The sequence below is a fragment of the Actinocorallia libanotica genome (genome assembly GCF_039525175.1).
Taxonomy (GTDB): Bacteria; Actinomycetota; Actinomycetes; order Streptosporangiales; family Streptosporangiaceae; genus Actinocorallia; species Actinocorallia libanotica.
The window spans coordinates 18,194-39,947 of the sequence record NZ_BAAAHH010000045.1 but is presented as its reverse complement, the minus strand read 5'-3'; the positions used below and the strand labels follow the sequence as shown (position 1 = coordinate 39,947).

Genomic DNA, 21,754 nt, shown 5'->3' with positions numbered 1-21,754 from the left:
CCTGGCAGTGGCGGTGCGCCGTCTGCACGCCGCGGTGCCGCCGGGCGGCCGCAGCCTCGCACACCTCGCTGCCCGATGTGGTGCGACGGGCTCTCGGGAGCGGGCTGGCGTGGCTGGCCGGCTCGGGCCTGGAGGACACGGGGTGGTCGGACTTCGTGCCGGTCTTCGGGCCCGGAGACGGTGACATCGCCGACTACCTGTGGGACGGCCATCGCGTCCGGGTGGTGGACTTCGAGGAGTCCGGCCGCAGCGATCGGGCCTTCGAGCTGGCCGAGATCACCGAGCACGCAGCCAGCTGGGTGGAGCATCCCCTGGACGTCGGGCTCTTCCTGGAGCAGTTCGACCTCACGGCGGCCGAGGCCGCCCGGATGCAGGACTGCCGCAGGCTCCTGGCGCTTGTCTGGCTGTTCCTGCCGGCCTTCGACGAGGGACGAAATCCTCCGGGCACCGCCGAACGACAGGCCGAACGACTGAGCCACCTGCTCACATGAGCAGGTGGCGGGCAAGGAAGCCACGCCACCGCCATGGCCGAAATCCCTGCAGGTCAGCGTCGACATCGTTGGATTCACGGCCGTTACTCGGCTGACCCGTCGAGGCGTGAATCCGCTGGTCAGCCTCTTCGGCCAACCGCATGACCTCGACCGAGCTCGGCATGGCCTCACCGCCGACGTCGATCGCGGGCCCGGAAAGTACAACCACCGGCACCTCATAATGCCGACCATGCAACTGCGCTCAGAGCTGCTCCCTCCACCGGTGAACGAACAACAGCTTCAGGCGATCGGTCGTGAGATCGAGAGGATCGCGAACCTCATCCAGCACGGCGAGCCCGCCGACGAAGCGATCGCGGTCTTCAATCGGTCAACCGGTCACCACTACGGCATGCACGACTTCGCCGAGTACCAGGGGTCTCGCGACCTCGCCGACTTCGCGCTGGAGGCGGCACGGCCGGCACACCCACGGGTTCCGGACATCACTCGCTACGAGCTCATCGAGGTCGTCGACAGGATCCTGGCCGCTGACCCGGAAACCGACTACTACCTGCGCCTTCTCGACGCCAATTTGGCGCACCCCGACGCCTCGGGACTGATCTTCCATCCGCCCGCAGAACTCCGGGACGCCTCGGCCGAACAGATCATCGACCACGCGTTGAGCTACCGCCCTATCGCGATGTGACCCCACCGCACACCCAGCGACCATCACAGAACGTGACGCCCGGCCGAGAACACAGACCACCCGATCACCAGGCCTTACCAGGGGCCCCTCCATAGGAGACAGACGGCGTCCTCCTCCCGAACGTGGCTCCCAGCTCCGAAGGGGTTCTGGGTAGCGTTCCCTACGTTGACAGCATTCCCTCCAGAACGGACTGCCCGATGCCTGCCGAGCTGTGTGAGCTGACCGTCCACATCGACACGGGCCGATGGAGCGAAACGGTTCTGGATGCGGTCGATCTCCTCGTACCGGACGGGAAGATCACCGCTCTGCTCGGCGAGTCCGGTTGCGGCAAGTCCATGGCCGCCGCAGCGCTCACCGGCTCGCTTCCCGGCTCCGCCCGCATCACGGGGCAGGTGCACGTCGACGGCGAGCCCGTGGGCGGACAGCACCAGTGGCGACGCCTTCGCGGCGGCGCCGTCGGGCTGCTGCCCCAAGCCGGTGTCACGGCCTTCCGCGCCGAGGACACCGTGGGCGCGCAGTTGCGCGAATTGGAAGACCGGTACCGGCGATGGAGCTTCGACCGCGCCTGCGCGGCCGCCCGGTACCCCACCGAGCTGGCCGACCTCCATCCGCATCAGCATTCAGGCGGTCAGATCCAGCGTGCCGCGCTCGCCGCCGCACTCCTGCCCGAACCCCGCGTCCTCATCGCGGACGAACCGACGGCCTCCCTCGACACCGGGACCGCCTACGGCGTGTGGGCCACCCTCCGCCGGTACGCCGACGCCGGAGCCGCCGTCCTGGTGATCACCCACGACGTGCCGATGCTCGCCTCTGCCAGGATCGCCGACCACATCGTGCTCATGCGCGGCGGAAAGGTCACCGCCACAGGCCGTCTCACCGACCTGGCCGCCCTCGACGACCCGTATGTGCGCGGCTTCTTCCAGCCGAGCGGTCACTGACCGCGTGACTCGAGCCCCTTCGCCGACTCGAACACGATCAAGTAGAAACCACAGCCGACCAACCCCATTCACCCACCTGCTTCGGAGCCGGAGACGGCTTCAGAAGCGGAGGACTCAAAGGCCCGGAGCACTGAAGGAGGAGGTGGATCCGGCCGCCGGGCCGCACTTGGGCTTCGCAGACGTCACCGCACCCGCAACGGCTTCCCCGCTACGCTCAACTGATGGCGCACACCGGCCTTGACCAGCGCACTCTCACCTCCTGCCGCGCCGACGCGCAGGCAGCCCTCACCGTCTACGACAACGCACTGTCCTGGCTGGAGACCGCGGTGCGGAAACCGATGGCTCCGCTGGCCGCGGAGGTCTGGGCGTTCGACTCCGCTTTTGAACGTGTGCTGCTGGTGCGGCACCGTCGGCGCGGCTGGGTCCCGCCCGGCGGGACGGTCGAGGCCGGGGAGACACCACGCGAAGCAGCACGGCGGGAGCTGCGGGAGGAGACCGGACTCGACACCCGTCTCCTGGAGCCCCCGGCCGCTGTGACGGTCCGGGCCTACCGGCCGGACTGGGCGCCGACGCTGGGCCTGTCGTACGCGGCCATCCTGGACGCTTCGCTCGTTCCGGCAGGGGAAAGCCACCAGCCCGCCGCCTGGGTACCGCTCCTCCACGACTGGGAAGGCGCGTTCCCTGAGGACCGGCCTCGAATCCGGACGTTCGCCGCGCAACTGAAGACGGTGGGAGTGACCGCAGCCGACTGATGGAGCGCATCCGTCCGGTGTCCCCCATCAGCGCAGCGCGCGTATCCGATCCGGATAAACGACTCGGACGGTGCGACCTCGGTCGGCGCCACCGCGGAAGCGTCTGCCCGTGCGTGCCGGGCTTAGGTCTCGCAGAACTGACCGTTTCTGCGAGCCACCCGCAGTCGCCCTCGTCACCCAGGGTTACTTTGCGGCTGGTGACGCGGCCCCGAGCGGGATCAACGTCACTGGCCGTTCGACTGCTGCTCAAGCACTGCGGCAAGCCGCAGCTTCAGGAGTTCCAGGCCGTGAGGGACCAGGCGTGACCAGCCGTCCGAAAGCCGGATCAAGCACGGGAGTCGTTGATCACAGCAACGGCCTCGACCTCGACGAGCTGGTCGTCGTAGCCGAGCGCCGCGACACCGAGCAGTGTGCTGGGCGCATCGTGGGCGCCCATGTAATCGCGGACGACCTGCCAAGCCTGAACAAGGTCATCCTGCCGGGAGGAGACGACGTACACGGTGGTCTTCACAACGTCGCTCAGCGTCGCGCCGGCGCCGCGCAGGGCCTCTTCGAGGTTCCGCATCACCTGGTGGGCCTGGCCCGCGTAATCACCGACCGCCACGGTGGCGCCCTCGCTGTCGAGCGGGCACGCCCCGGCCGTCCAGACGGCCCGGGCCGGGGTGAGGGACGCGGTCGCCGCGTAGGCGTACTCGACCACCTGTGTGAGCCGCTGGTTGCGGACGAGGGTGACATGGCCGTCCATTGCTCTCCGTTCCGGCTGGGTCTTCCTGTCGAAACGAACAGGAAACGATCAAGGTTCCGCGACCGGCTGTGCGCACGCTCGCACGGGCGGCGAAGGCGCTGCCCGGCTCTCCTCACTCGAACACCGCGGCCTCAGCCTGTTCAGCCGAGGGCGGGTTGGCCGCCCATGGCGCTGAGGGTGGCGCCGTTGACATAGCTGGCGGCGGGAGAGGCGAGGAAGGCGATGGGGCCGGCGATTTCCGCGGCTTCGGCGAGGCGCTTGAGGGCTACGGCTTGTCCGGCTGACTCGAAGGCTTCGCCGTGGACGGCGGTGCCTTCCGTGCGGGTGGGGCCTGCGGCGACGGCGTTGACGCGGACGCCGTCGGGGCCGTATTCGGCCGCCCAGACACGCGTGAGGGATTCGAGGGCGGCTTTGGTGGCGCCGTAGACGCCGCTGCCGAATCCGGGGGTGGTGGCGGCGCCGCTGCTGATGTTGATGATGGCGCCGTGCCCGCGCACGGCCATGCCGGGAGCGAGGGCTTGGACGAGGAGGTAGGGAGCACGCAGGTTGACGGCGATGTGGGCGTCGAAGGTGGCCGGGTCGGTGTCGACGGTGCGGGCGAAGCGGAAGATGCCGGCGTTGTTGACCAGGATGTCGACGGCGCCGACGGATTCCGCGAGTGCGGTCACCTGTGCCGGGTCGGAGAGGTCGGCGGGCTCGAAGCGGGCGTTCGCTCCCAGCGCCTCGATCTGCTGGAGGGTGTCGGCGGCCCGGTTCTCGTCGCGGCCGTGGACGATGATGTCAGCGCCGCGTGCGGCCAGGGCCAGGGCGGTGGCGCGGCCGATGCCTGCGGTGGCACCGGTGACCAGGGCGGTCTGCCGGGCGAGGTCCTTGTTCATGAGCGTGCTTTCTCGTCGGTGATGCGGGTGTGCCGGGCGGTGAGGACGGTGTCGTGGACGATCACCGGTGTGCCGTCTGGTGCGGTGACGGTGCGCGGGCGCGCGGTGCGGGTGATGACCGTCCACGTATGGGCGGGAAGGTCGGCTGCGAGGTCGTCGGCGGTGTAGAAGAGGTCGGGCTCGGGCGGGCGGGGCACGGCGGTGCCGAGGTCGCCGGGGTGGTGTCCGACGATCACCAGGTGCCCGTCGGGGGCGACCCGGGCCGCCAGAGCGGCGAAGACCGGGCGTCGTACCAGTGCGGGGAAATGGAGGAACGAGGCGGTGACCAGGTCGTAGAGGGGCCCTTCGCCAAGTCGCCAGTCGCGGATGTCCGCCTGCTGCCAGGTCGTGCGTCCGACCAGATCGGCGGGGGTGTGCCCGGCGGCCCGGCCGAGGGCATGGGCGGAGAAGTCGACACCGGTGACCCGCCAGCCCTGTCCGGCCAGCCAGATGGCGTCCGCGCCCTCACCGCATCCCACGTCCAGTGCCGTCCCGGGCGCGAAGGAGGAGACTTCTTCGACGAGCGCGGAGTTGGGCTCACCGCTCCACACCTGGCCGGTGCCGCGGTAGCGCCGGTCCCAGAAGGCTGCGCTGAAGCGCGGGTCGTTCTCGGTCATCACACACTCTTTCGGACGTCGGGAAGTTGTCGTGCGGGAACAGCCTCGCGGTGGGCGAGCCGACTCTGGTCATTGCGCATCCTCAGTCCTCGTTCACCCGTGCGTCGGGGCATCTGTCACCACCATCGGTCCGCCGGATCCAATGCGCAAAGTTTCTTGCTGCGGTGGCAAGATTGAGGCGTGGATGACGAGACTGCGTCGACGATGGCGGCCGTCGGCCCTCGCCTGAAGGGGCTGCGCACGCAGCGCGGCCTCTCGTTGACCGCCCTGGCCCACGCCACCGGGATCTCGCTGAGCACGCTGTCCCGGCTGGAATCAGGGCAGCGCCGCCCCACCCTGGAACTGCTGCTTCCCCTGGCACGCGAGCTGCGCGTGGACATCGGCGAGCTCATCGGAGCTCCGCAGACCGGCGACCCGCGCCTGCATCTCCAACCCGTCACCCGCCACGGCATGACCATGCTGCCCCTCACCCGGCGGGCGGGAAGCCTCCAGGCCTACAAACTGATCATCTCTCCCCGAACGCGCTCGCCCGAGCCCGAGCAGTCCAGCCACGAGGGCTACGAATGGCTCTACGTCCTCGACGGACGCCTCCGCCTGGTCCTGGGCGACAACGATCTGGTCATGGGGCCCGGTGAAGCCGCCGAATTCGACACCCGCATCCCCCACTGGTTCGGCAACGCCGACGACGACCCCGTCGAAATCCTCAGCCTCCTGGGCCACCAAGGAGAGCGCGCACACCTCCGCGCCCGAACGGTACGGAAGAAGGACACCGAGACAGATTCCGAGTGACACGACCGAGTGCCCTCAGGCGGAGAGGGCCGAGACCTCGTACAGGCCGCTGCTCACCGCCCGCCGGTCGCGGCCTGGAACGTCACGCCGCTCGCACCACTGAAGGGCTCCGGGCACGCGTCTGCCAGCGCATCTGTGCCCTCAACGCTGTGATCTGGCGCAACCGGCTGATCGATGCACCCGTCAAGCGCTCCCTGATCGCCTACGACCATTGACCGGCACCGACATTTCCCATCGACGATCTAGCGCGTCCGTTCCCTGAGGGCGGTGTACGCCTTGCGCGAGGACGGCAGCAGCGCGCGCCAGCACAGGCGCCAGACGCGGCCAGGCAGGAAGCGGCTGCGTTCCTCCCTGGCGACACGGCCGCGGGGGTGGCTCATCCAGCCTCTCCAGCCGGCCTTGTAGCGGGTGCCGTACTCGATGGCGCACACGTGCTTGACGTTCTTGTAGCCGTAGTGCGCGGGCGCCACCAGCCGCAGCGGCGCCCCGTTGTCGGGGGTGAGCGGGACGCCGCCGAGCGTGTCGGCGAGCAGCACGTCCCCGGTAAGGGCGTCGTCGAGCAGCATCGTGGCGCGGAAGCCGTCCAGGGCGATGAAGGTCACCCACCGCGCGGAGCCGCGGGGCTCCACCTCGCGGGCGATCATCTCGTGGACGGCTCGGAACGGCACGCCGTGCCATTCCAGGCCGACCGCGGTCCAGGTGGTGACGCAGTGCAGGTCGGCGCGCCGGTCGCCGTGCCCGGGCAGCGCGAGCAGTTCGGCGGCGTCGAACTGGGTGGGCCGCCGGACGGCGCCGCCGACCGTCACGCTCGGACGCGCCGGGACGCGCGGGTGCACCGCGGCGAAGGGGGTCAGCCCGAACGGCTCGAGCGGCGCCGGCCGCTGACCGGGCGGCAGCGGGTGCGGCGCGGCGGGTCCGGTGGCCGCAGGTCGGGTGGTGGCGGGCTGGGGGGCGGTGGTCTCGTCCAGATGCATGGTTCCTCCACGAATCACGAGGACACTGTATTAGAGGTCTCTCTCTAATACGGCCGAGACTATACCCTCGCATCCATGGGGAGACCATCGCGGTTCGACGAGGACCGACTGCTGGACGCCGCCGTAGGTCTCGCGGCCGGGAGCGGGCCGCGCGGCGTGACCGTCGCGGCCGTCGCGCGCGCCGCCGGGGCGCCCAGCGGCTCGGTCTACCACCGCTTCCCCGGCCTGGCCGCGCTGCTCGCCGCGCTGTGGCTGCGCACGCTCGAACGTTTCCAGGACGGCTGGCTCGCGGCCATGGCCGAGGCCCCGGACGCGGCGGCCCGGTACGTGGTCGCCTGGTCGCGGGCCCACCCCGAGGAGGCGCGCATCCTGCTCCACGGCGCGGCGGCGTTCGATGAGCCGAACTGGCCCGCCGAGGCCCGCGAGCGCCTGACCGCCGACAACGCGCGCGTCGCCGCCGCGCTCGCCGATGCGGCCGCCCGGCACACGTCCGGGGACGTGGAACGCCTCACCATGGTCACCGTCGATCTCCCGTATGCCGTCGTCCGGCGGCACCTGCTCGCGACCGGGGGGCTCCCCGAGCGCGCGGAGACGCTCGCCGCCGACGCCGCGGCCACCCTCCTGGCCGCGGCCCCGCTCCCCTAGAAGCCGGTCTTCACACACCGACCATGGGCGCCCTTCGCCGTGCCCGCACCCGGTTCACCACCAGCAAAGGCGACCTCAAACCCATCCGCCCAATGGGGAGAAACTCAGGGTCGATCAAGGGCCGGGTTGCAGCAGCCTGCTTTGCGGCTCGGCGCGGGCGGAAGCCGCCGCTGCCGTCGGGTGGAGATCTGTGCGGCTGAACACCGGACATCCGAGGAGTTCGGCCAGGACCTTGCGTTGCCTGTCGGTCAGCGGGTTGAAGAACACCACGGCTACGGCGTCGGCCGAAGTGCGTTCCTGCACGATCTCGCGGATCTTCCCTGTGCTCATGAGCGTCCTGGACGAGTAGGGCCGGCTCATGTTGCCCTTGCCTCCGGGCGCGTTCCCCTTCTTGCCTCCGGAGATCCCTCGGCGCTGAACGAAACACCCGGCGACCCGCCCGCCCAGTACAGCGACCTCCGCCGCCAGGGCGCCCATGCACTCGAGATGTTCTTTCTGCTTGGCGGAGAACAACCCCGCGATCAGGACATCACGGCCTTCGATGATCTCCCGGGGGCCGGACATGAGCGGCAGACGCCGTACGGCCTTTCGCCGTGGCGCACGCTGCCGCCCAGTACGCATTCCATCACTCTAAACGCTGATATTCGGGGGCGTCGAAGGAGTCCGCACCGGGAAACCGGGATCGTGTCGGCGGCTTCACCGATCAGAAATCTTCCGCCACGCCGTCAGTCCTGGTAACCCCTCGCCACCTGCGGAAGGATTGACGACCATGACCGACGCCAGACTGCCAGGCGCCGACAAGGCCGCGTTCATCGCGGCGGCCCGCTCGAACGACACGGCACGGTTCGCGCTCATCACGGAACGCTACCGGCGTGAGCTGCAGGTGCACTGCTACCGGATGCTCGCGAACTACGAGGACGCCCAGGACATGACGCAGGAGACGTTCCTGCGGGCGTGGAACAAACGGGAGTCGTTCAAGGGCCACGCCGCGCTGCGGACCTGGCTGTACCGGATCGCGACGAACGCCTGCCTCGACTTCCTGGAGAAGCGCAACGACCGCACACCCGTGCCCGCCGAGCTGCCGGGCGCGGGCTCGGAAGTGCGCTACCTGCAGCCCTACCCGGACCGGATGCTCCCCGAGGACCCGCAGGAATCGGTGGTGGCGCGGGAGACGATCGAGCTGGCGTTCATCGTCGCCGTCCAGCACCTGCCACCGCGGCAGCGGGCGGTGTTCATCCTGCGCGACGCCCTCGGCTGGCCGGCGTCGAAGGCCGCCGACGCCCTCGAGCTGACCGTCGCATCGGTGACCAGCGCACTGCAGCGGGCGCGCGTGACGATGCGCGAGCAGCTGCCCGACCGCCGCCTCGACTGGCGGAGCCCCGCCACGCATGAGCTGTCGAAGGACGAGCGCGGCGTGGTGAAGTCGTATATGGACGCCCATGAGCGCAACGACCTCGACGGGCTGACGGCCCTGCTGCGCGACGACCTGCGCTTCGCGATGCTGCCCGATCCGGGCACTTTGATCGTCACGGCCAAGGACGCGGTGGACGGCTGGGTCTCCAGTGGGCTCTTCCAGCGCGGCAAGGACGACTGGCGCTGCATCGCCACGACGGTCAACCGCATGCCCGCCGCCGTGCTGTACCTCCGCACCCCCGACGACCCGGAATACCGTTTGTTGAACATCGCCGTCCTGCACATCGCCGACGGGAAGATCGCCGAACTCACCGGATTCGACGTCACCGACAAACCATGGCTGAACCTGCCCGCGACGCTGTGATCAGACAAGTCCCCACCGTCGACGAGTCCAGCATGTGGGCCGACGTCACCGAAGTCGCCGCCCCGCCGGCGTTGCCGGCGGGGCGGCTTCATGCCCGAAGAACTCGGCCCCCGCTCATCGCCTCGTCTCGTATCGGGTCAGCACCACGCCGCCGGGAAACGTCCGCGTCTCGACCAGGTTCAGATTCACCCAGCCGTCCAGCGCGGTGAAGAACGGCGTGCCGCCGCCCACCAGGACCGGCGCGGTGACCAGCACGTACTCGTCGATCAGCCCGGCCCGCATGGCCGCCCCGGCGAGCGTCGCGCCGTTGATGTCCATCGGGCCGCCGTCCTCGGCCCTGAGCCGGGCGATCTCGGCGACCGCGTCGCCGGTGACCAGGCGGGCGTTCCAGTCGACCGCGCCGATCGTGGAGGAGAACACCACCTTCGGCATGTCCCGCCAGCGGCGGGCGAACTCGATGTGCGCCGGTGTGGCGCCGGGCTGCTGGTCGGCGGTCGGCCAGTGGGAGCTCATCCCCTCCCACAGCTTGCGCCCGTACAGCGCCAGTTCCGTCGCCCCCACCCGATCGGACCACCACTGGAACAGCTCGTCGCTCGGCACGCTCCAGCCGAGGTCGTCGCCGGGCGCGGCGACGTAGCCGTCCAGGGACACGTTCATTCCGTAGATCAGTTTCCGCATCGTGCAGCCTCCCTTGAGTCGATCTCACACGTACAGACGGGCGAGGCGCGGAAACCTCATCGGTGCGCGATCCACGTCCGCGGATCTCATCACGTGAAAGAGCGATCACTTCGAGCATGGGAACGAAAAGTCCCGCTAAGCGGGCTGGGTTGAGCTCGCAGGCGTGACTTCTCGTCCCCATGTTGCTCGGGGCAGGACCGGTGCGGGTCAGGGGTCGAGGCCGGAGGGCCCTTCGAGGGGCAGGGCCCGCTGATATCCGGGCCCTGCGCCGCCTTTCAGTCCTCGCCGTGCCAGGCGCGCAGCTCGCGGCGTGCTCGGTGACGGCTGCGGCGGCGCTCTTCACGCCGGAAGAGGTACCACTCCCGGCCTCCGCCGACACCACCGCAGTCGAACAGGAAGTAGGCGCTGGCACGCCAGTGGCAACCACTCGTGCGCTTGTTCAGGGACGCGCTGCCAGCGGTGATCTCACCCGTCAGCGTGCACGGCCCGAACCGGTGGTCGTGCTCGGGCACACAGGTCACCAGCGGTGCGTCCGCCAGCCGCACCCACCAGGGCCGGGTCTTGTCGGTCTTGCTCATACGGTCACCTTTCGGCTCCGTGACGCCCCGGGCTGGGGCTGTCATGGGACCGGATGCACCGTGATCACCTCCGAACTTCCACACACGACATATCACCGGCAACGCTACCGCGAGCCCCAAGAGCACACGAATGACGAGACCGCATTGTCGGCTCCCCACCGAAAGCCACGGCATGACCAGGACCGGAGGGGCTCAGCGTGTCTTTTCGTTCCGATGTTCCCACCGTTGTGAATGCCTCACGCTACGGAGCCGACCAACAGTTCCTCCCTTGATATCGGTGACCTGATGGCGCTGCAGACCGGCGGACGATGGGTCTCGACCATGGACCCGTTCAGATCATCCTCGCGGGCCGAACCAGGCCGGCCGCGGCGGTGGGGCCGTCTCGAAGAATCGCTCAGGTGAGTATCGGAGGTAGCGCCCAGGGGTCTTCATCCAGCACAGGTTCGGCGTCGTCGGGGTGAAGCAGCCCGCGGATGCAGCGGTGGAGGCCCGTGTCGTCCCCGTGGTCGACAGCGCGCATCCACGGCAGCGGCGCCATCAGGCGGGCCGTCTCCTCGGTCGCGCACACCTCGAGTGCGGCGAGCAGGGACTCCGGGGCAGGGGCGTCGGCCAGGCACAACCACCCCAGCGCGGCACTGACCCTCACCACAGGTGGCGTCGTGGGGTCGGACCACAAGGCCTCGGTCCATGCGCGGCACTCCGGGTCGGGGTGCTCACACGCCAGTTGCGCAAGCGCGAGCACCAGGCCGGCGCGCACCACCGGGTCGGCCTCGACGCGCAGGCGCACGTGCAGGGCGCTGCGGACGTCGTGGATGCGTCCGGCCGCCACCCCCGCGTAGGCGGCTGCGACGCGCATCTCGGGCTCGGGGTCGTCGAGCAGCGCCGTGACGAGGTCGAGATCAGCGGCGACCGCGTCACGGGCGGCTTCGATTCCCCAATGACCCGGGTAGGCGCTCGGTTCGAACCACCACTCGCCGCCGGACAGGCGCAGCAGCTCCTCGCGGGTGCATCGGCTGGGTCCCAGCGTCCACTGCACGATGTCCGCCACCAACTCCAGCGCAAAAACCCGGCAATGACCGCGCGGGTCGGCCGCGACGCGCAAGAGGAACGGCACGGCCAGCGCCGCCACCGAACAGGCGCTGTTGGCCAGCTCTCCGCTCACGCCGCGCAGCGCCCGGCGCACCACGTCGGCGTCGCCGGAGCGCAGGTTCGCCACATCACCCCGGGTCTCGGGGCCGCGGGGGAAGCGTTCCCACGGGAGATGGTCGTAGGCGAACGCGTCCTTGGCCTCCTGGGAGATCGACGCCATCGCTGCGCGCACGTCGAGCGGGCCGCCCGCGTGCATCTCCAGGTCTCCGCTCACGAACGCCTGCGCGATCGCCTGGTAGACCGGATCTTCCTCCCACCGCACCATCCGTCCCCTCTCAAAACCAGAACAGTCAGCCGCGATAAGAGGCTTCCTGGTATCAGGAGCATGCCTCATCCGGCGGGTCGACGGTGAGGAGATCGCCGGGCTGGCAGTCCAGGACGTGGCAGATGCGGGTGAGGGTGCTGAAGCGGATGGCCTTGGCGCGCTCGTTCTTGAGGATCGACAGGTTGACGGTGGTGATGCCGACGCGGTGGGCGAGTTCGGCCAGCGTCATGCCGCGTTCGGCGAGCAGGCGGTCGAGGTGGAGCCGGACCCGGTGGTCGTCTTCGTGCGGCATCAGACGACTCCCGCGAGGTCGTCGCGCATCCGGGCGCCGACCTGCATGATGCGGGCGATGGTGAGCAGGCCGAGGCCGGTCAGCAGGTCTGGCAGCGGGAGGGTGAGCGCGCCTTCGAGCAGGATGAGCCCGATGCCGTTGTGCATGAGGTCGCCGGGTACGGCGAAGGTGTCGACCAGCGCGGCGCTCATACCGTCCTGGACGGCGTGGGCGAGGTAGCCGCCGACGATCAGCGTCCAGCCGATGATGCGGAGCCGGACGGCGACCAGCGGACTGAACGGGCCGTCGGTCTCGGCCGTGCGCAGCAGCCTGAAGAACAGGAAGAACACCGTGAAATACAGCAGGAAGCCCGGCGCCTGCGTCATCGAGTCCAGGGCGCGCTGCGTCATGCTCGGTGTGTCGTCGCACATCTGCATGCTCTTCATCAAGATCATGGTGTCCGGCCGGACCAGCTCGCGGTAGGCGGTCAGGCCCTTGTCGTATTCGGTGCCGGCGAAGCGCAGCTCGGGCGTCGTGCACACCAGGCTGCCGCCCGCCCCCATGAAATAACCCTCTTTGGAGACCACGAGCAGGACCCCCACGACCGTGGAGGTCACCAGCAGGACGAGCACGAACCGGACGGCGAAGGAGAAGGGCTGCAGGGGGTTACGCGAAGCACGACTCATGCGCGATCCTGACATATCGATATTCGATGGGGGGATCGATATTCGATACCAACGACTCTCGATACGTCAAGCCGCCGCACCCGGCGAACCGCATCGCGCAGCCCGACGAGATCGCGCCGTTCCTGCTGAGCGACGGAAGGCGGACCCCGGGATGGGCTCGGGGTCCGCCTTCGACGGCGGTCAGATCTCGGTGGCGACCTTCCACGCCGAGTGCATCGCGCCCTCGATGTAGTCGACCTTGGTGGCGTCGCCGACGATGTGGACGTCGACGCCGGCCTTGGCCAGTTCGTCGGCGAGCGGCGCCGATGCCGAGACGCCCGACGCCACGACGACCATTCTCGCCGGCACGGACTGCGTCCTGCCGTCGGCCGTGAACTCGACGGTCTTGCGGGTGATGCGCTCGACGGTCGCGTTGCGGTGGATGTTCACGCCCAGTTCCTTGGCGTGCTTGACGGCGGTCCAGCGGCGGGGCATCGCCATCGGCACACCGAGCTGCCGGCCTTCTTCGATCAGGGTCACCCGGCTGCCGCGCTCGGCGAGGAACTCCGCGAGCTCGAGACCCACGAGCGATCCGCCGATGACGACGACGTACTTGCTCATCGGCAGGAACTTGAGGTATTTGCGGCTCAGGTCGCGGATCCTGGCGGGGGTCTTCGTGACGCCGATCAGGCCGCCGAGCCTGCCGGCGACCCGCAGGAACAGCGACTGGTCCGAGACGTCGCCGGTGCCGGTCATCAGGCCGCGCAGGCTGTCACCGGTGTGCACGTGGGGCAGGTCGCCGCCCGGAACGTTCGGACGCGCACGCACGGCACCCGTGGCGATGACGACGGCGTCGGGCTCGAGGGCCTTGATCGTCGCGGCGGTGGCCTCGGTCTTCAGCCGGACGTCGACACCGGCCCGCTGCACCTCCTGGGTGAGCCAGTTCAGCAGGCGCTCGTTGTCGGGAGTGGTCAGCGTCGAGAACCACAGCGTTCCGCCGAGACGGTCGGTCTTGTCCAGGAGGGTGACGCGGTGGCCGCGTTCGGTGGCGACGCGGGCGGTCTCCATTCCGCCCGGTCCGCCACCGACGACGACGACGTGCTTGCGGGTCTTGGTGCGGGGGAACGGCAGCAGCGTCTCGTTGCCCAGTGCGGGGTTGACCGCGCACAGCGGGGTGGCGTCCCAGAAGTTCTCCTGCACGCACACGTAGCAGTTGATGCACGGGCGGACCTGCTCGCTGCGGCCGGCCTTCAGCTTGTTGACCAGGTCGGGGTCGGCCAGCAGCTGGCGGCCCATCGCGACGAAGTCGGTGTTGCCCTCGGCGATCATCTTTTCGCCGACCTCGGGCAGCATGCGGCCGACGGTGATGACCGGGATCGACACCGCGCGCTTCACGACCGAGGCGTTGTCGGTGTAGAAGCCGACCTTGTCGGGCAGCGGGCCGTCGGTGAAGTTCGCGAACGCGTTCAGCGCGGTGCCGGTGACGTGGATGGCGTCGGCGCCGGCCTGCTCGAACATGGCGGCGGCACGGGCGGCCTCGTCGGGGGTCAGGCCCTCGGACTCGCCGTACTCCTGGCCTGCCAGACGCACGATGACGGCGAGGCTGTCGCCGACCTCCTCCTTGACCGCGCGGATCACCTCGCACGACAGCCGCGCCCGGTTCTCCAGCGACCCGCCGTACTCGTCGGTGCGCTGGTTGGAGTAGCGGCTCAGGAAGCCGCCGAGCACGTAGTTGTGGGCGCAGTGGATCTCGACGGCGTCGCCGCCGGCGGCCTTCACGCGGCCTGCCGCCTCCGCGAACATCCGGACCAGCCACTGGAGGTCCTCGTGGGTGGCCTCATGGTGGGTGGCCTTCTTGCCCTCCTGGATGGCGGCCATCTTCCCGAGTTCCTCGGGGGTGCAGTCCATCATCGCGCTCATGTCGCCGGGAGGCTTCGGGATGGACGGCACCAGCTGCGGGCGGCCGTCGAGCGTGTCGATCCGGGCGACCTTGCCGTGGTGCACCATCTGCACGCACAGCTTGCTGCCGGCCTCGTGGACCGCGTCGGCCAGCGCCTTGAGGCCGGGGATGAACCGGTCCTCGGACAGGCCCGGCTCCTTGCGGCTGGTGCAGCCGGCCGGGTAGGCGACCGCGCAGCAGCCCGTGATGATCATCCCGGTGCCGCCCTCGGCGCGGGCCGCGAAGTGGGCTATGTCACCCTGCTCGATCTCGCCGTCCTCGCAGAGGTTCATGTCCATCGCGGGGAGGACCACCCGGTTGGCCAGCGTGATTGGCCCGATCTTGCCGGGCGAGAGAAGGTTCGAGAACGTCTGCTGTCGGATCACCACCATCTGAAGCTATTTCGCAACGCCGATCGCTTGTAACACCTTCCCGCTCAGCGAGACGTCTCCAAGAGCGAAGCCCGGACGCCGCGACGAGATGACGCACCGCGGAGACGGGGGCTGCGGAACCCGATGATCAGCCGATCATGTCGAGGAGCAGGCGGGCGGCCGTGGACGCGCCGTCGGTGCGGATCTCGCCGGCGAGAGCGGTCGCCCGGGAACGGGTCTCGGGGGCCAGGGCCGTCTCCAGGGCGGTGGACAGGGCCCCGGCGGTCGGGACCGGGCCGTCGAGGACCGCACCGACGCCCAGGTCGGCGAGCCGGCGGCCCCAGTACGGCTGGTCGGCCAACTGGGGGACCACCACCTGGGGGGCACCCGCCAGGGCCGCCTTCGTCGTCGTACCCGCGCCGCCGTGGTGGATGACGGCGGCCACGCGGCCGAACAGGGCGTGGTGGTTGGCCTCGCCGACGGGAAAGCAGTCGTCCCGGTCGTCGATCAGGCCCAGGTCCGCCCAGCCCCGCGAGACGACGGCGCGGCGTCCGTGGCCGCGGACCGCCTCGATGGCCGCCCGGGACGCGTCCTTCAGGGCGTCCGTCGACATGCTGCCGAAACCTACATAGACCGGCGGTGTTCCGGCGTCCAGGAAGGCCATCAGGTCGGGCGGAAGCGGCCGGTCGTCGGGGAGGACCCACGCGCCGGTCTGCACGGCGCCGAGATCGGCGGGCCGCCGCCAGGGTGCCAGGGCCGCGTCCGCCGCCAGCAGCGGACGGTCCGTGAAGACGTGGTCCCGGACGCTCTCCACCGCGGGCAGCCCGATCGACGTCCGGTGAGCGTTGACCGGGCCGCCGAAGACGGCGTTCATGTTCTCGCGGTCCAGCTCCCACAACACCCGGTTGTCGGTGACGTCCTGGGGAAGCGGACGGCCCGGGTAGGAGAACGGCGGGTGATACGGCGACGGCAGGACCCACGGGCAGTAGACCGTGAGCACATACGGAATGCCTCTCTTGTCGGCGACCGACCGCGCGGCGGCGGAAGACGGCATCAACCCGGTCGCCACCACCAGATCGCATCCCTCGGCCACCGCGTCGACCGCCTCGTACTGCGCTGCCAGCACCTCCGCCACGGTCTCGGAGAACCGCTTCACCGGACGTGACCTGGCTCGCTCCACGAAATCCCGCACCGGCACCCCCGCCGGCACCGACGTCACACCGACCTCGGCCAGCCGCTTGACGAATTCCTCGTCCGGCGGCGCGCACATCAGCGTCTCCGCCCCGAACTCCTGCAACCGCACCGCCAACGCCGCCAACGGCTCGACGTCCCCCCGCGACCCGCAGACAGACAGCAGAACACGCATTTCGAGACCCCCCTCGTTTCCGCTTTCGCGTTCGGCCTGCGATTTTGCTCCACACCCCGGGTCTTGCGGCAAGTCCCCCTGTGCGTTATAGCTTGAAAATGGAAGGCGATTCCCCTTCCTCGTCCGCGATGGATTCGGCCGCCATGGCGCGGACAGCGCGCCTCCTTTTTCGCCCGCGCCACCACGGTGTCCACGGTCGCGCTGCTCCAGTCGACATCAGCACAGCACGACATCAGCGCAGCAGACCACCTAAAAAGCCGCGTAAGGCATGGTCTTAGGCGGCTGCCGGTCTGGGGCTTATGACCGACCCACCCGCCATTTCGTTTTCGGCCCCGCGGCGATCATCCGATTTGGCACTATGAGGGCGACGAATCCCGACCGGAGCGAGGAGGACCGCGGATGGCCCTGCAGGCCGAGAAGACCGACCGCAGCCACGGTGCCCGCTTCACCTCGGGTCTCGTCCGCGTCCTCGACCCGCACGGCACCACGCACGGGCTGGGCCTGCTCGTCGGGGACCGCGAGATCGTCACCTGCGCGCACGTCGTCAACGGATCCCTCGGCCTGGACTACACCGAGGCCGGGCGGCCCGCCGAACCCGTCCAGGTGGAGTTCCCCTTCGCCGCGCCCGGGACCCGGCTGACGGCCGAGGTCACGGCCTGGGCGCCGATGGGCGCCGACGGCTCAGGCGATGTGGCGGGCCTGCGGCTGCACCGTCCGCCGCCGACCGGCGCGATCTCCTCACCCATGGCCCTCGTGGACGACCTGTTCGGCCATCCCTTCCAGGTCTTCGGCTTCTTCCCCGGGCACGAGACCGGAGCCTGGGTGACCGGCGAGTTCCGCGGCCTCGACACCGTCGGCGGCGTCCACCTCGTCGGCGAGGCGCGCAGCGGGCTGCGGATCAGCCCCGGGTTCAGCGGCTCGCCGGTGTGGGACGCGCGCCTTGAGGCGGTCGTCGGAATCACCAGCCGCGCCGCCGTCGGCCGCGACGCGCCGCCGAGCGCCTACTGCGTACCGACCGCGGCGATCGTCGGGGCATGGCCGGAGATCGAGCCCGCGCTGCGCCCGCCCTGCCCTTACCGCGGCCTGCAGGCGTTCCGGCAGGTGGATGAGAACCTCCTGTTCGGCAGGCGCGACCTCGTCGAACGGCTCTCCGCCGACCTGCCGCGGCACAGGCTGACGATCCTGTCCGGCCCGTCCGGTTGCGGGAAGTCGTCCCTGGTCAACGCGGGCGTCCTCCCCAGGCTCCGGCGACGCGCCGACCTCGAGGTGCGCGTGTTCCAGCCCGGTGTGGCGCCGTTCGCCGCGGTGGCCGAGGCCGCCGCACCCCGCATGCTGGAGCAGGCCATCGCCGACCCTTCAGTGCTTCATGGGGAGCGGTTCGCCCGCGAGGTGGCCGCGGAGCTCGACAGGGCCGGGGCCGAGCGCCTGGTCCTCGTCGCCGACCAGATCGAGGAGCTCTTCGCCCACCGGGCCGAGGTCGTGGCGGACATGACCGGGCTGCTGGCCGGGATCGCCGCGCTGCGCCGACCGGACGGGCGGCCGCTGGCCTGCGTCGTCGCGGTGGTCCGCAGCGACTACCTGGACGAGCTCCTGGAGGCGGCGCCGCTCGTCGAGGCGCTGGGCCGGGACCGGGCGGACGCGCAGCGCGGCGTCCAGCACGTGCTGCCGATGAACCAGGCGGAACTGCGCGAGGCCATCGAGGGCCCCGTCGGCGTGTCGCGCGCCGTCCGGCTGGAGGACGGGCTCACCGACCGGCTCCTGCGCGACATCCGGCGCATGACCAACCCGATCACACTCGTCGCGTTCGCCATGACCGAGCTGTGGGACAGGCAGCGGCTCGGCGTCCTCACCCTCTCCGCCTATGAGGAGATCGGCGGCGTCGCCGGGGCGCTGCGCGGGCATCTGGACCGGGTGTTCGAGGAGGAACTGGACGAGGAGGACCAGCGCACGGCCCGCGACCTGCTCATGCGCATGGTCGTCCCGCACGAGCCCGACGGCTATGCCCGCCGCAGGCTTCCGCGCACCGAGGTGGACGCCGACCGGTGGCGGCTGGCCCAGCGGCTCGCCGGGCGCCGCGTGGTCGTCCTGAACGTGGCCGCCGACGGCACCGAGACCGCCGAGCCCGTGCACGAGGCGCTGCTGGAGGAGTGGCCGCGGCTGCGCCGATGGCTCGACGACGACCGCGCCTTCCTGCTCTGGCGCAGTGAAACGCGCAAGGCCGCCGCGCGCTGGCACGCCGACAAGAGCGCCTCCGCGCTCTTGCGCGGGGCCCAGCTCGACGAAGCCGTCGCCTGGACCGCCGACCGGGCGGACGACCTCACCGAAGGCGAGCACGAGTGGGTCCGCCGCAGCGAGCAGTACCGGCGCCTGCGGCGCAGGGCGCTCATCGCCGGCGCGATCGCGATGGCCGTCGTCCTGGCTGCGGCCTCGTCCTTCGCCTCCCTGTGGTACCGCGGGCACGTCGAGGCCGAGCGGTCCGCCGACCAAGAGGCCGCCCGTCTCAACGCCAGCGCCGCCTCCAGCGAGGACGTGTCGGGGGCGCTGCCGTCGGTCGTGGTGGAGTACCGCCGGGAGGTGCCGCTTCAGGCGCGGATGACCATCGCCCGGTGGCAGCGGCTCACCGGCATGGTCGAGTGGACGCGACGGCTCGACCTCAGCAGGGTCGGCGGGCCGCTGTTCAATCCGGCGGCGCCCTATGTCTCCCTCTACCGCACCGAAGGCGACAGGGTGGTCCGGCTCGACGACCCCGCGCTCCCCGCCACGACGATGACGGGCGGACCTTCCATCGCCCGCGCCTTCAGCCCGGACGGGCGGTTCGCCGTCTACGCCACGCTCGACCACGAGATCGTCTTCTGGGACCTCTCCCTCGGCGCGGAGGCCCGCCGCATCCCGACGTTCGGGGCCGACGACACCGCGGTCTCGGCCCTGGCGGTCTCCCCGTCGGGCGAGTACGCGGCCTACATCCGGGGGAAGAAGGCCTACGCCGTCGACGCCGCCACCGGACGACGGAAACTGGCGGTCCTGCCGGTGCGGCGGGCAGCGCAGGAGCTCACCGTGGAACCCGAGCTGTGGTTCGACCGGACGAACCGGTGGCTCCGGCTGTGGGGCGACTTCCCCGTCATCGCCGACCTGCGGACGGGAGGCACGCGCTCGGCGGAGGAGCCGAACGCACAGGTCCCCGGACCGCACGGCTACGCACCGTTCCGTGCCGCCGACGGTTCCGCCTATGTCGCGTGCGACGCCGTCGACGAGGCCGCCCCGCCGAACGACCCGGCGGCCCGGCGAGTCCGCGTCGTCGACGCCACCACCGGTGCGCGGCTCGGACCAGTGCACCTCCTCGAAGGCGCCTGTACGGATCACGCCTTCGCGCTGAGCGACACCGAGCTGTTCGCTTTCCACCATGCCCGGCTCGCGGAAACCTCAAGCGCCGACACCACGATCCTGCGGATCTTCAACCGGAGGACCGGAGATCTCACCGGTGTCTTCGCGCTGCCATGGGTGCTCGCCGTACGCGCCGTCTCCGAGTCGGCCGACGGCACCCGCCTCACCGTCGAGGGCGGGGAGTCTGTCTACCGGCTGCTCATCCCGCCCCCCGACGGCATGGTCCGCGCCCTGAGCACGGCCGATGAGGCGGTCCTCAGCAGGGACGGAAACCTGATCGCCACCCTCTCCCCCGTCGATGGCCTGCGCGTGTGGGACAGGGCGTCCGGGCGTCCGGTGGGGGCGGTCTCCCCCACCGAGGCGTGCGGTCGGGAGGCAGCGGAAGGGTCACCGAACATGCCCCTGTCCGTGGCCTTCTCCGACGACGGGCTGAGGGCCGCCGGCAACTGCCGCGACCGCCTCACCGTCCTGGACACCTCCTCAGGCCGCGTGCTGCGGACCTTCGTGCTCAGCGACGCCGAAGGGGCCTCCCCCGACGAGGCCCCCACGTTCGCGCGCGTGGACTTCCTGTCGCGTGACGAGATCCTCTATCGCCTTCTGGGCCCCACGACCCTGCTCAACGTGGCGACGGGCGCGCACGCTCCCCTGCCCGTCGCGGACTTCACCGAGACCTACAGCATGTACACCCCGCGCCCTGGTCGGCGGCAGCTCGCCGCGGTCCGGCGGGACGGCCGGGGCATCGATCTGCTCGACCTCGACCGGGGCTCCGTCGCCGGTGCCCTCCCGGTGACACCGCTCAGCAGCCCCGCCGGGCCGCAACTGCACTTCGACGCGACGGGCCGCAGGCTCGCGGTGGCCGGCGGCAGCGAGGGCGCCGTCGAGATCTCCCTCTGGGACATGGCGGAACTCAAGCGCACGGCGACCCTGCCGGGCCCGAAGGTCCGCTCGCTCGCCGGGCTCACCCGATCCGGCACGGCGGCCGCCTACACCGTGACGCGCGGCCTCACGGGCGGCGGCACCCTGTCGTTCGTGCGCGCGCGCAACGGCGGCCTGCCCTGGCAGGAGGACACGGCGACCGAGACGATCCCCCTCGAAAACACGATCAACGTACAGGTCAGCGAGGACGGCGGGCACGTCCTCTACCCCGGCTTCCCCGGGTGGCGCCTCGTCGGCACCGACGAGGCGGCCTGGAAGCGGCGGCTGTGCGACCTGTACCTCGAAGCCCGGCTCACCGGCGCCCCGCACGACAAGGCTTCCGGCGAGCCGCCCTGCCGCTGACCCGTGCCGCCGGCCGTGCGCCGGCGGCACGGCCGGCCTCAGCCGGCGTTCTCGGCCTCCTCCGCGTCGTCCTCCTCGCGGCGCGCCCGCCGCCGGGAGCTGTCGCGGTGCCACTCGGCGATGACCTTGATGTGCGCATCGGCGGTGGACTCCGCGATGACGACGCCCGCCTTCGCGCTCATCTTGAGCCCGAACTCCACAGCGAGCACGTCGGGCGGCTGAACGGTGTCGCGCATGCGGACCAGGACCTCGTCGGCGAACGCCTGCATCCGGTCGAGACCGGTGGAGAAGGCCTCGGGGAGCCTCCCCACCACGTCGCGGCCCCGTCCCACAGGGACGACGCCCTCGACCTGTCCGGTGACGTCGACCAGCACGGTCTCGCCGTTGGCCAGCGGGATCTCAAGAAGGAACGGCACGGGGGACCCTTTCCTGTTCAGCGGATGGGAAGGATGAGACGCTCCGCGGCCGCCGCTCGGTTCCGGCCGG

The 21,754-nt window shown here is 70.4% G+C and carries 21 protein-coding genes and 1 pseudogene; 9 read left to right on the top strand and 13 right to left on the bottom strand.

The features are described from left to right. Window positions 1-77: 77 nt before the first annotated feature. The 4 genes from ABD140_RS34635 (at window position 78) to ABD140_RS34620 (ending at window position 2,863) form a co-directional block, all read left to right on the top strand. The gene (locus ABD140_RS34635) at window positions 78-491 is read left to right on the top strand and encodes a hypothetical protein (RefSeq protein WP_344246228.1); all 414 of its coding nucleotides are present in this window, start codon (window positions 78-80) and stop codon (window positions 489-491) included. Between the two features lie 4 nt (window positions 492-495). Then, the gene (locus ABD140_RS34630; protein ID WP_344246226.1) at window positions 496-1,173 is read left to right on the top strand and encodes a hypothetical protein; all 678 of its coding nucleotides are present in this window, start codon (window positions 496-498) and stop codon (window positions 1,171-1,173) included. Between the two features lie 197 nt (window positions 1,174-1,370). Then, complete coding sequence (locus tag ABD140_RS34625; protein ID WP_344246224.1) at window positions 1,371-2,111, top strand: ATP-binding cassette domain-containing protein; 741 nt, start codon at window positions 1,371-1,373, stop codon at window positions 2,109-2,111. Window positions 2,112-2,332: 221 nt separating this feature from the next. Further along, a complete protein-coding gene (locus tag ABD140_RS34620) occupies window positions 2,333-2,863 on the top strand; it encodes an NUDIX hydrolase (RefSeq protein ID WP_344246222.1) in 531 nt (176 codons plus the stop codon). A 325-nt stretch (window positions 2,864-3,188) separates the two neighbouring features. Here the strand turns inward: ABD140_RS34620 and ABD140_RS34615 are convergent, their stop codons facing one another. From ABD140_RS34615 to ABD140_RS34605, 3 genes are all read right to left on the bottom strand, one after another. Continuing rightward, a complete protein-coding gene (locus ABD140_RS34615; RefSeq protein ID WP_344246220.1) occupies window positions 3,189-3,608 on the bottom strand; it encodes a RidA family protein in 420 nt (139 codons plus the stop codon). Between the two features lie 140 nt (window positions 3,609-3,748). Then, entirely contained in the window at window positions 3,749-4,486 is a 738-nt protein-coding gene (locus tag ABD140_RS34610) for an SDR family NAD(P)-dependent oxidoreductase (RefSeq protein ID WP_344246218.1), read from the bottom strand. After that, entirely contained in the window at window positions 4,483-5,142 is a 660-nt protein-coding gene (locus ABD140_RS34605) for a class I SAM-dependent methyltransferase (protein ID WP_344246216.1), read from the bottom strand. Before ABD140_RS34605 ends, ABD140_RS34610 begins: the two co-directional genes overlap by 4 nt. 180 nt (window positions 5,143-5,322) lie before the next feature. Here ABD140_RS34605 and ABD140_RS34600 point away from each other — a divergent pair, with 180 nt between their 5' ends. Together ABD140_RS34600 and ABD140_RS40240 are read left to right on the top strand one after the other, a co-directional pair. Further along, complete coding sequence (locus ABD140_RS34600; RefSeq protein ID WP_425544182.1) at window positions 5,323-5,931, top strand: helix-turn-helix domain-containing protein; 609 nt, start codon at window positions 5,323-5,325, stop codon at window positions 5,929-5,931. A gap of 71 nt (window positions 5,932-6,002) precedes the next feature. Next, a pseudogene (locus ABD140_RS40240) lies at window positions 6,003-6,146 on the top strand (IS982 family transposase); the annotation flags it as partial. A gap of 27 nt (window positions 6,147-6,173) precedes the next feature. On the opposite strand, the gene ABD140_RS34595 reads toward ABD140_RS40240, so the two are convergent. Beyond that, window positions 6,174-6,905, bottom strand: coding sequence for a molybdopterin-dependent oxidoreductase (locus tag ABD140_RS34595; protein WP_344246214.1), 732 nt, complete (start codon window positions 6,903-6,905; stop codon window positions 6,174-6,176). Window positions 6,906-6,980: 75 nt separating this feature from the next. On the opposite strand from ABD140_RS34595, the gene ABD140_RS34590 reads away from it, so the two are divergent. Next, a complete protein-coding gene (locus ABD140_RS34590) occupies window positions 6,981-7,550 on the top strand; it encodes a TetR family transcriptional regulator (protein WP_344246212.1) in 570 nt (189 codons plus the stop codon). 114 nt (window positions 7,551-7,664) lie between these two features. Here the strand turns inward: ABD140_RS34590 and ABD140_RS34585 are convergent, their stop codons facing one another. Then, window positions 7,665-8,114: an HflX-like GTP-binding protein gene (locus tag ABD140_RS34585; RefSeq protein ID WP_344246210.1), complete on the bottom strand. Its 450-nt coding sequence runs from the start codon at window positions 8,112-8,114 to the stop codon at window positions 7,665-7,667. A gap of 205 nt (window positions 8,115-8,319) precedes the next feature. On the opposite strand from ABD140_RS34585, the gene ABD140_RS34580 reads away from it, so the two are divergent. Beyond that, window positions 8,320-9,327 (top strand): RNA polymerase subunit sigma-70, encoded by a 1,008-nt coding sequence (locus tag ABD140_RS34580; RefSeq protein WP_344246208.1) that lies wholly within the window; start codon window positions 8,320-8,322, stop codon window positions 9,325-9,327. Window positions 9,328-9,441: 114 nt separating this feature from the next. On the opposite strand, the gene ABD140_RS34575 is transcribed toward ABD140_RS34580, so the two are convergent. The 7 genes from ABD140_RS34575 to ABD140_RS34545 all read right to left on the bottom strand — a co-directional run bounded on the left by ABD140_RS34575 (window position 9,442) and on the right by ABD140_RS34545 (window position 16,609). Further along, entirely contained in the window at window positions 9,442-10,005 is a 564-nt protein-coding gene (locus ABD140_RS34575; RefSeq protein WP_344246206.1) for a dihydrofolate reductase family protein, read from the bottom strand. Window positions 10,006-10,280: 275 nt separating this feature from the next. Next, a complete protein-coding gene (locus tag ABD140_RS34570) occupies window positions 10,281-10,583 on the bottom strand; it encodes a hypothetical protein (protein ID WP_344246204.1) in 303 nt (100 codons plus the stop codon). Between the two features lie 394 nt (window positions 10,584-10,977). Further along, window positions 10,978-11,994 carry a hypothetical protein gene (locus tag ABD140_RS34565; protein WP_344246202.1) on the bottom strand — a complete coding sequence of 339 codons (1,017 nt, stop codon included), beginning with the start codon at window positions 11,992-11,994 and terminating at the stop codon, window positions 10,978-10,980. Between the two features lie 55 nt (window positions 11,995-12,049). Next, a complete protein-coding gene (locus tag ABD140_RS34560) occupies window positions 12,050-12,289 on the bottom strand; it encodes a helix-turn-helix domain-containing protein (protein ID WP_344246200.1) in 240 nt (79 codons plus the stop codon). Then, entirely contained in the window at window positions 12,289-12,954 is a 666-nt protein-coding gene (locus ABD140_RS34555) for a DUF2975 domain-containing protein (protein WP_344246198.1), read from the bottom strand. The genes ABD140_RS34560 and ABD140_RS34555 overlap by 1 nt, the downstream gene beginning before the upstream one ends. Window positions 12,955-13,134: 180 nt before the next feature. After that, on the bottom strand, window positions 13,135-15,264 hold the full coding sequence (locus tag ABD140_RS34550; RefSeq protein ID WP_344246196.1) for an oxidoreductase: 2,130 nt from the start codon (window positions 15,262-15,264) through the stop codon (window positions 13,135-13,137). Between the two features lie 127 nt (window positions 15,265-15,391). After that, window positions 15,392-16,609 (bottom strand): glycosyltransferase, encoded by a 1,218-nt coding sequence (locus ABD140_RS34545; protein WP_344246194.1) that lies wholly within the window; start codon window positions 16,607-16,609, stop codon window positions 15,392-15,394. A gap of 399 nt (window positions 16,610-17,008) precedes the next feature. Between ABD140_RS34545 and ABD140_RS34540 the strand changes: the two genes are divergently transcribed. Beyond that, window positions 17,009-21,268 (top strand): nSTAND1 domain-containing NTPase, encoded by a 4,260-nt coding sequence (locus ABD140_RS34540; RefSeq protein ID WP_344246192.1) that lies wholly within the window; start codon window positions 17,009-17,011, stop codon window positions 21,266-21,268. A 38-nt stretch (window positions 21,269-21,306) separates the two neighbouring features. On the opposite strand, the gene ABD140_RS34535 is transcribed toward ABD140_RS34540, so the two are convergent. Further along, the gene (locus ABD140_RS34535; protein ID WP_344246190.1) at window positions 21,307-21,684 is read right to left on the bottom strand and encodes a CU044_2847 family protein; all 378 of its coding nucleotides are present in this window, start codon (window positions 21,682-21,684) and stop codon (window positions 21,307-21,309) included. Window positions 21,685-21,754: the final 70 nt, after the last annotated feature.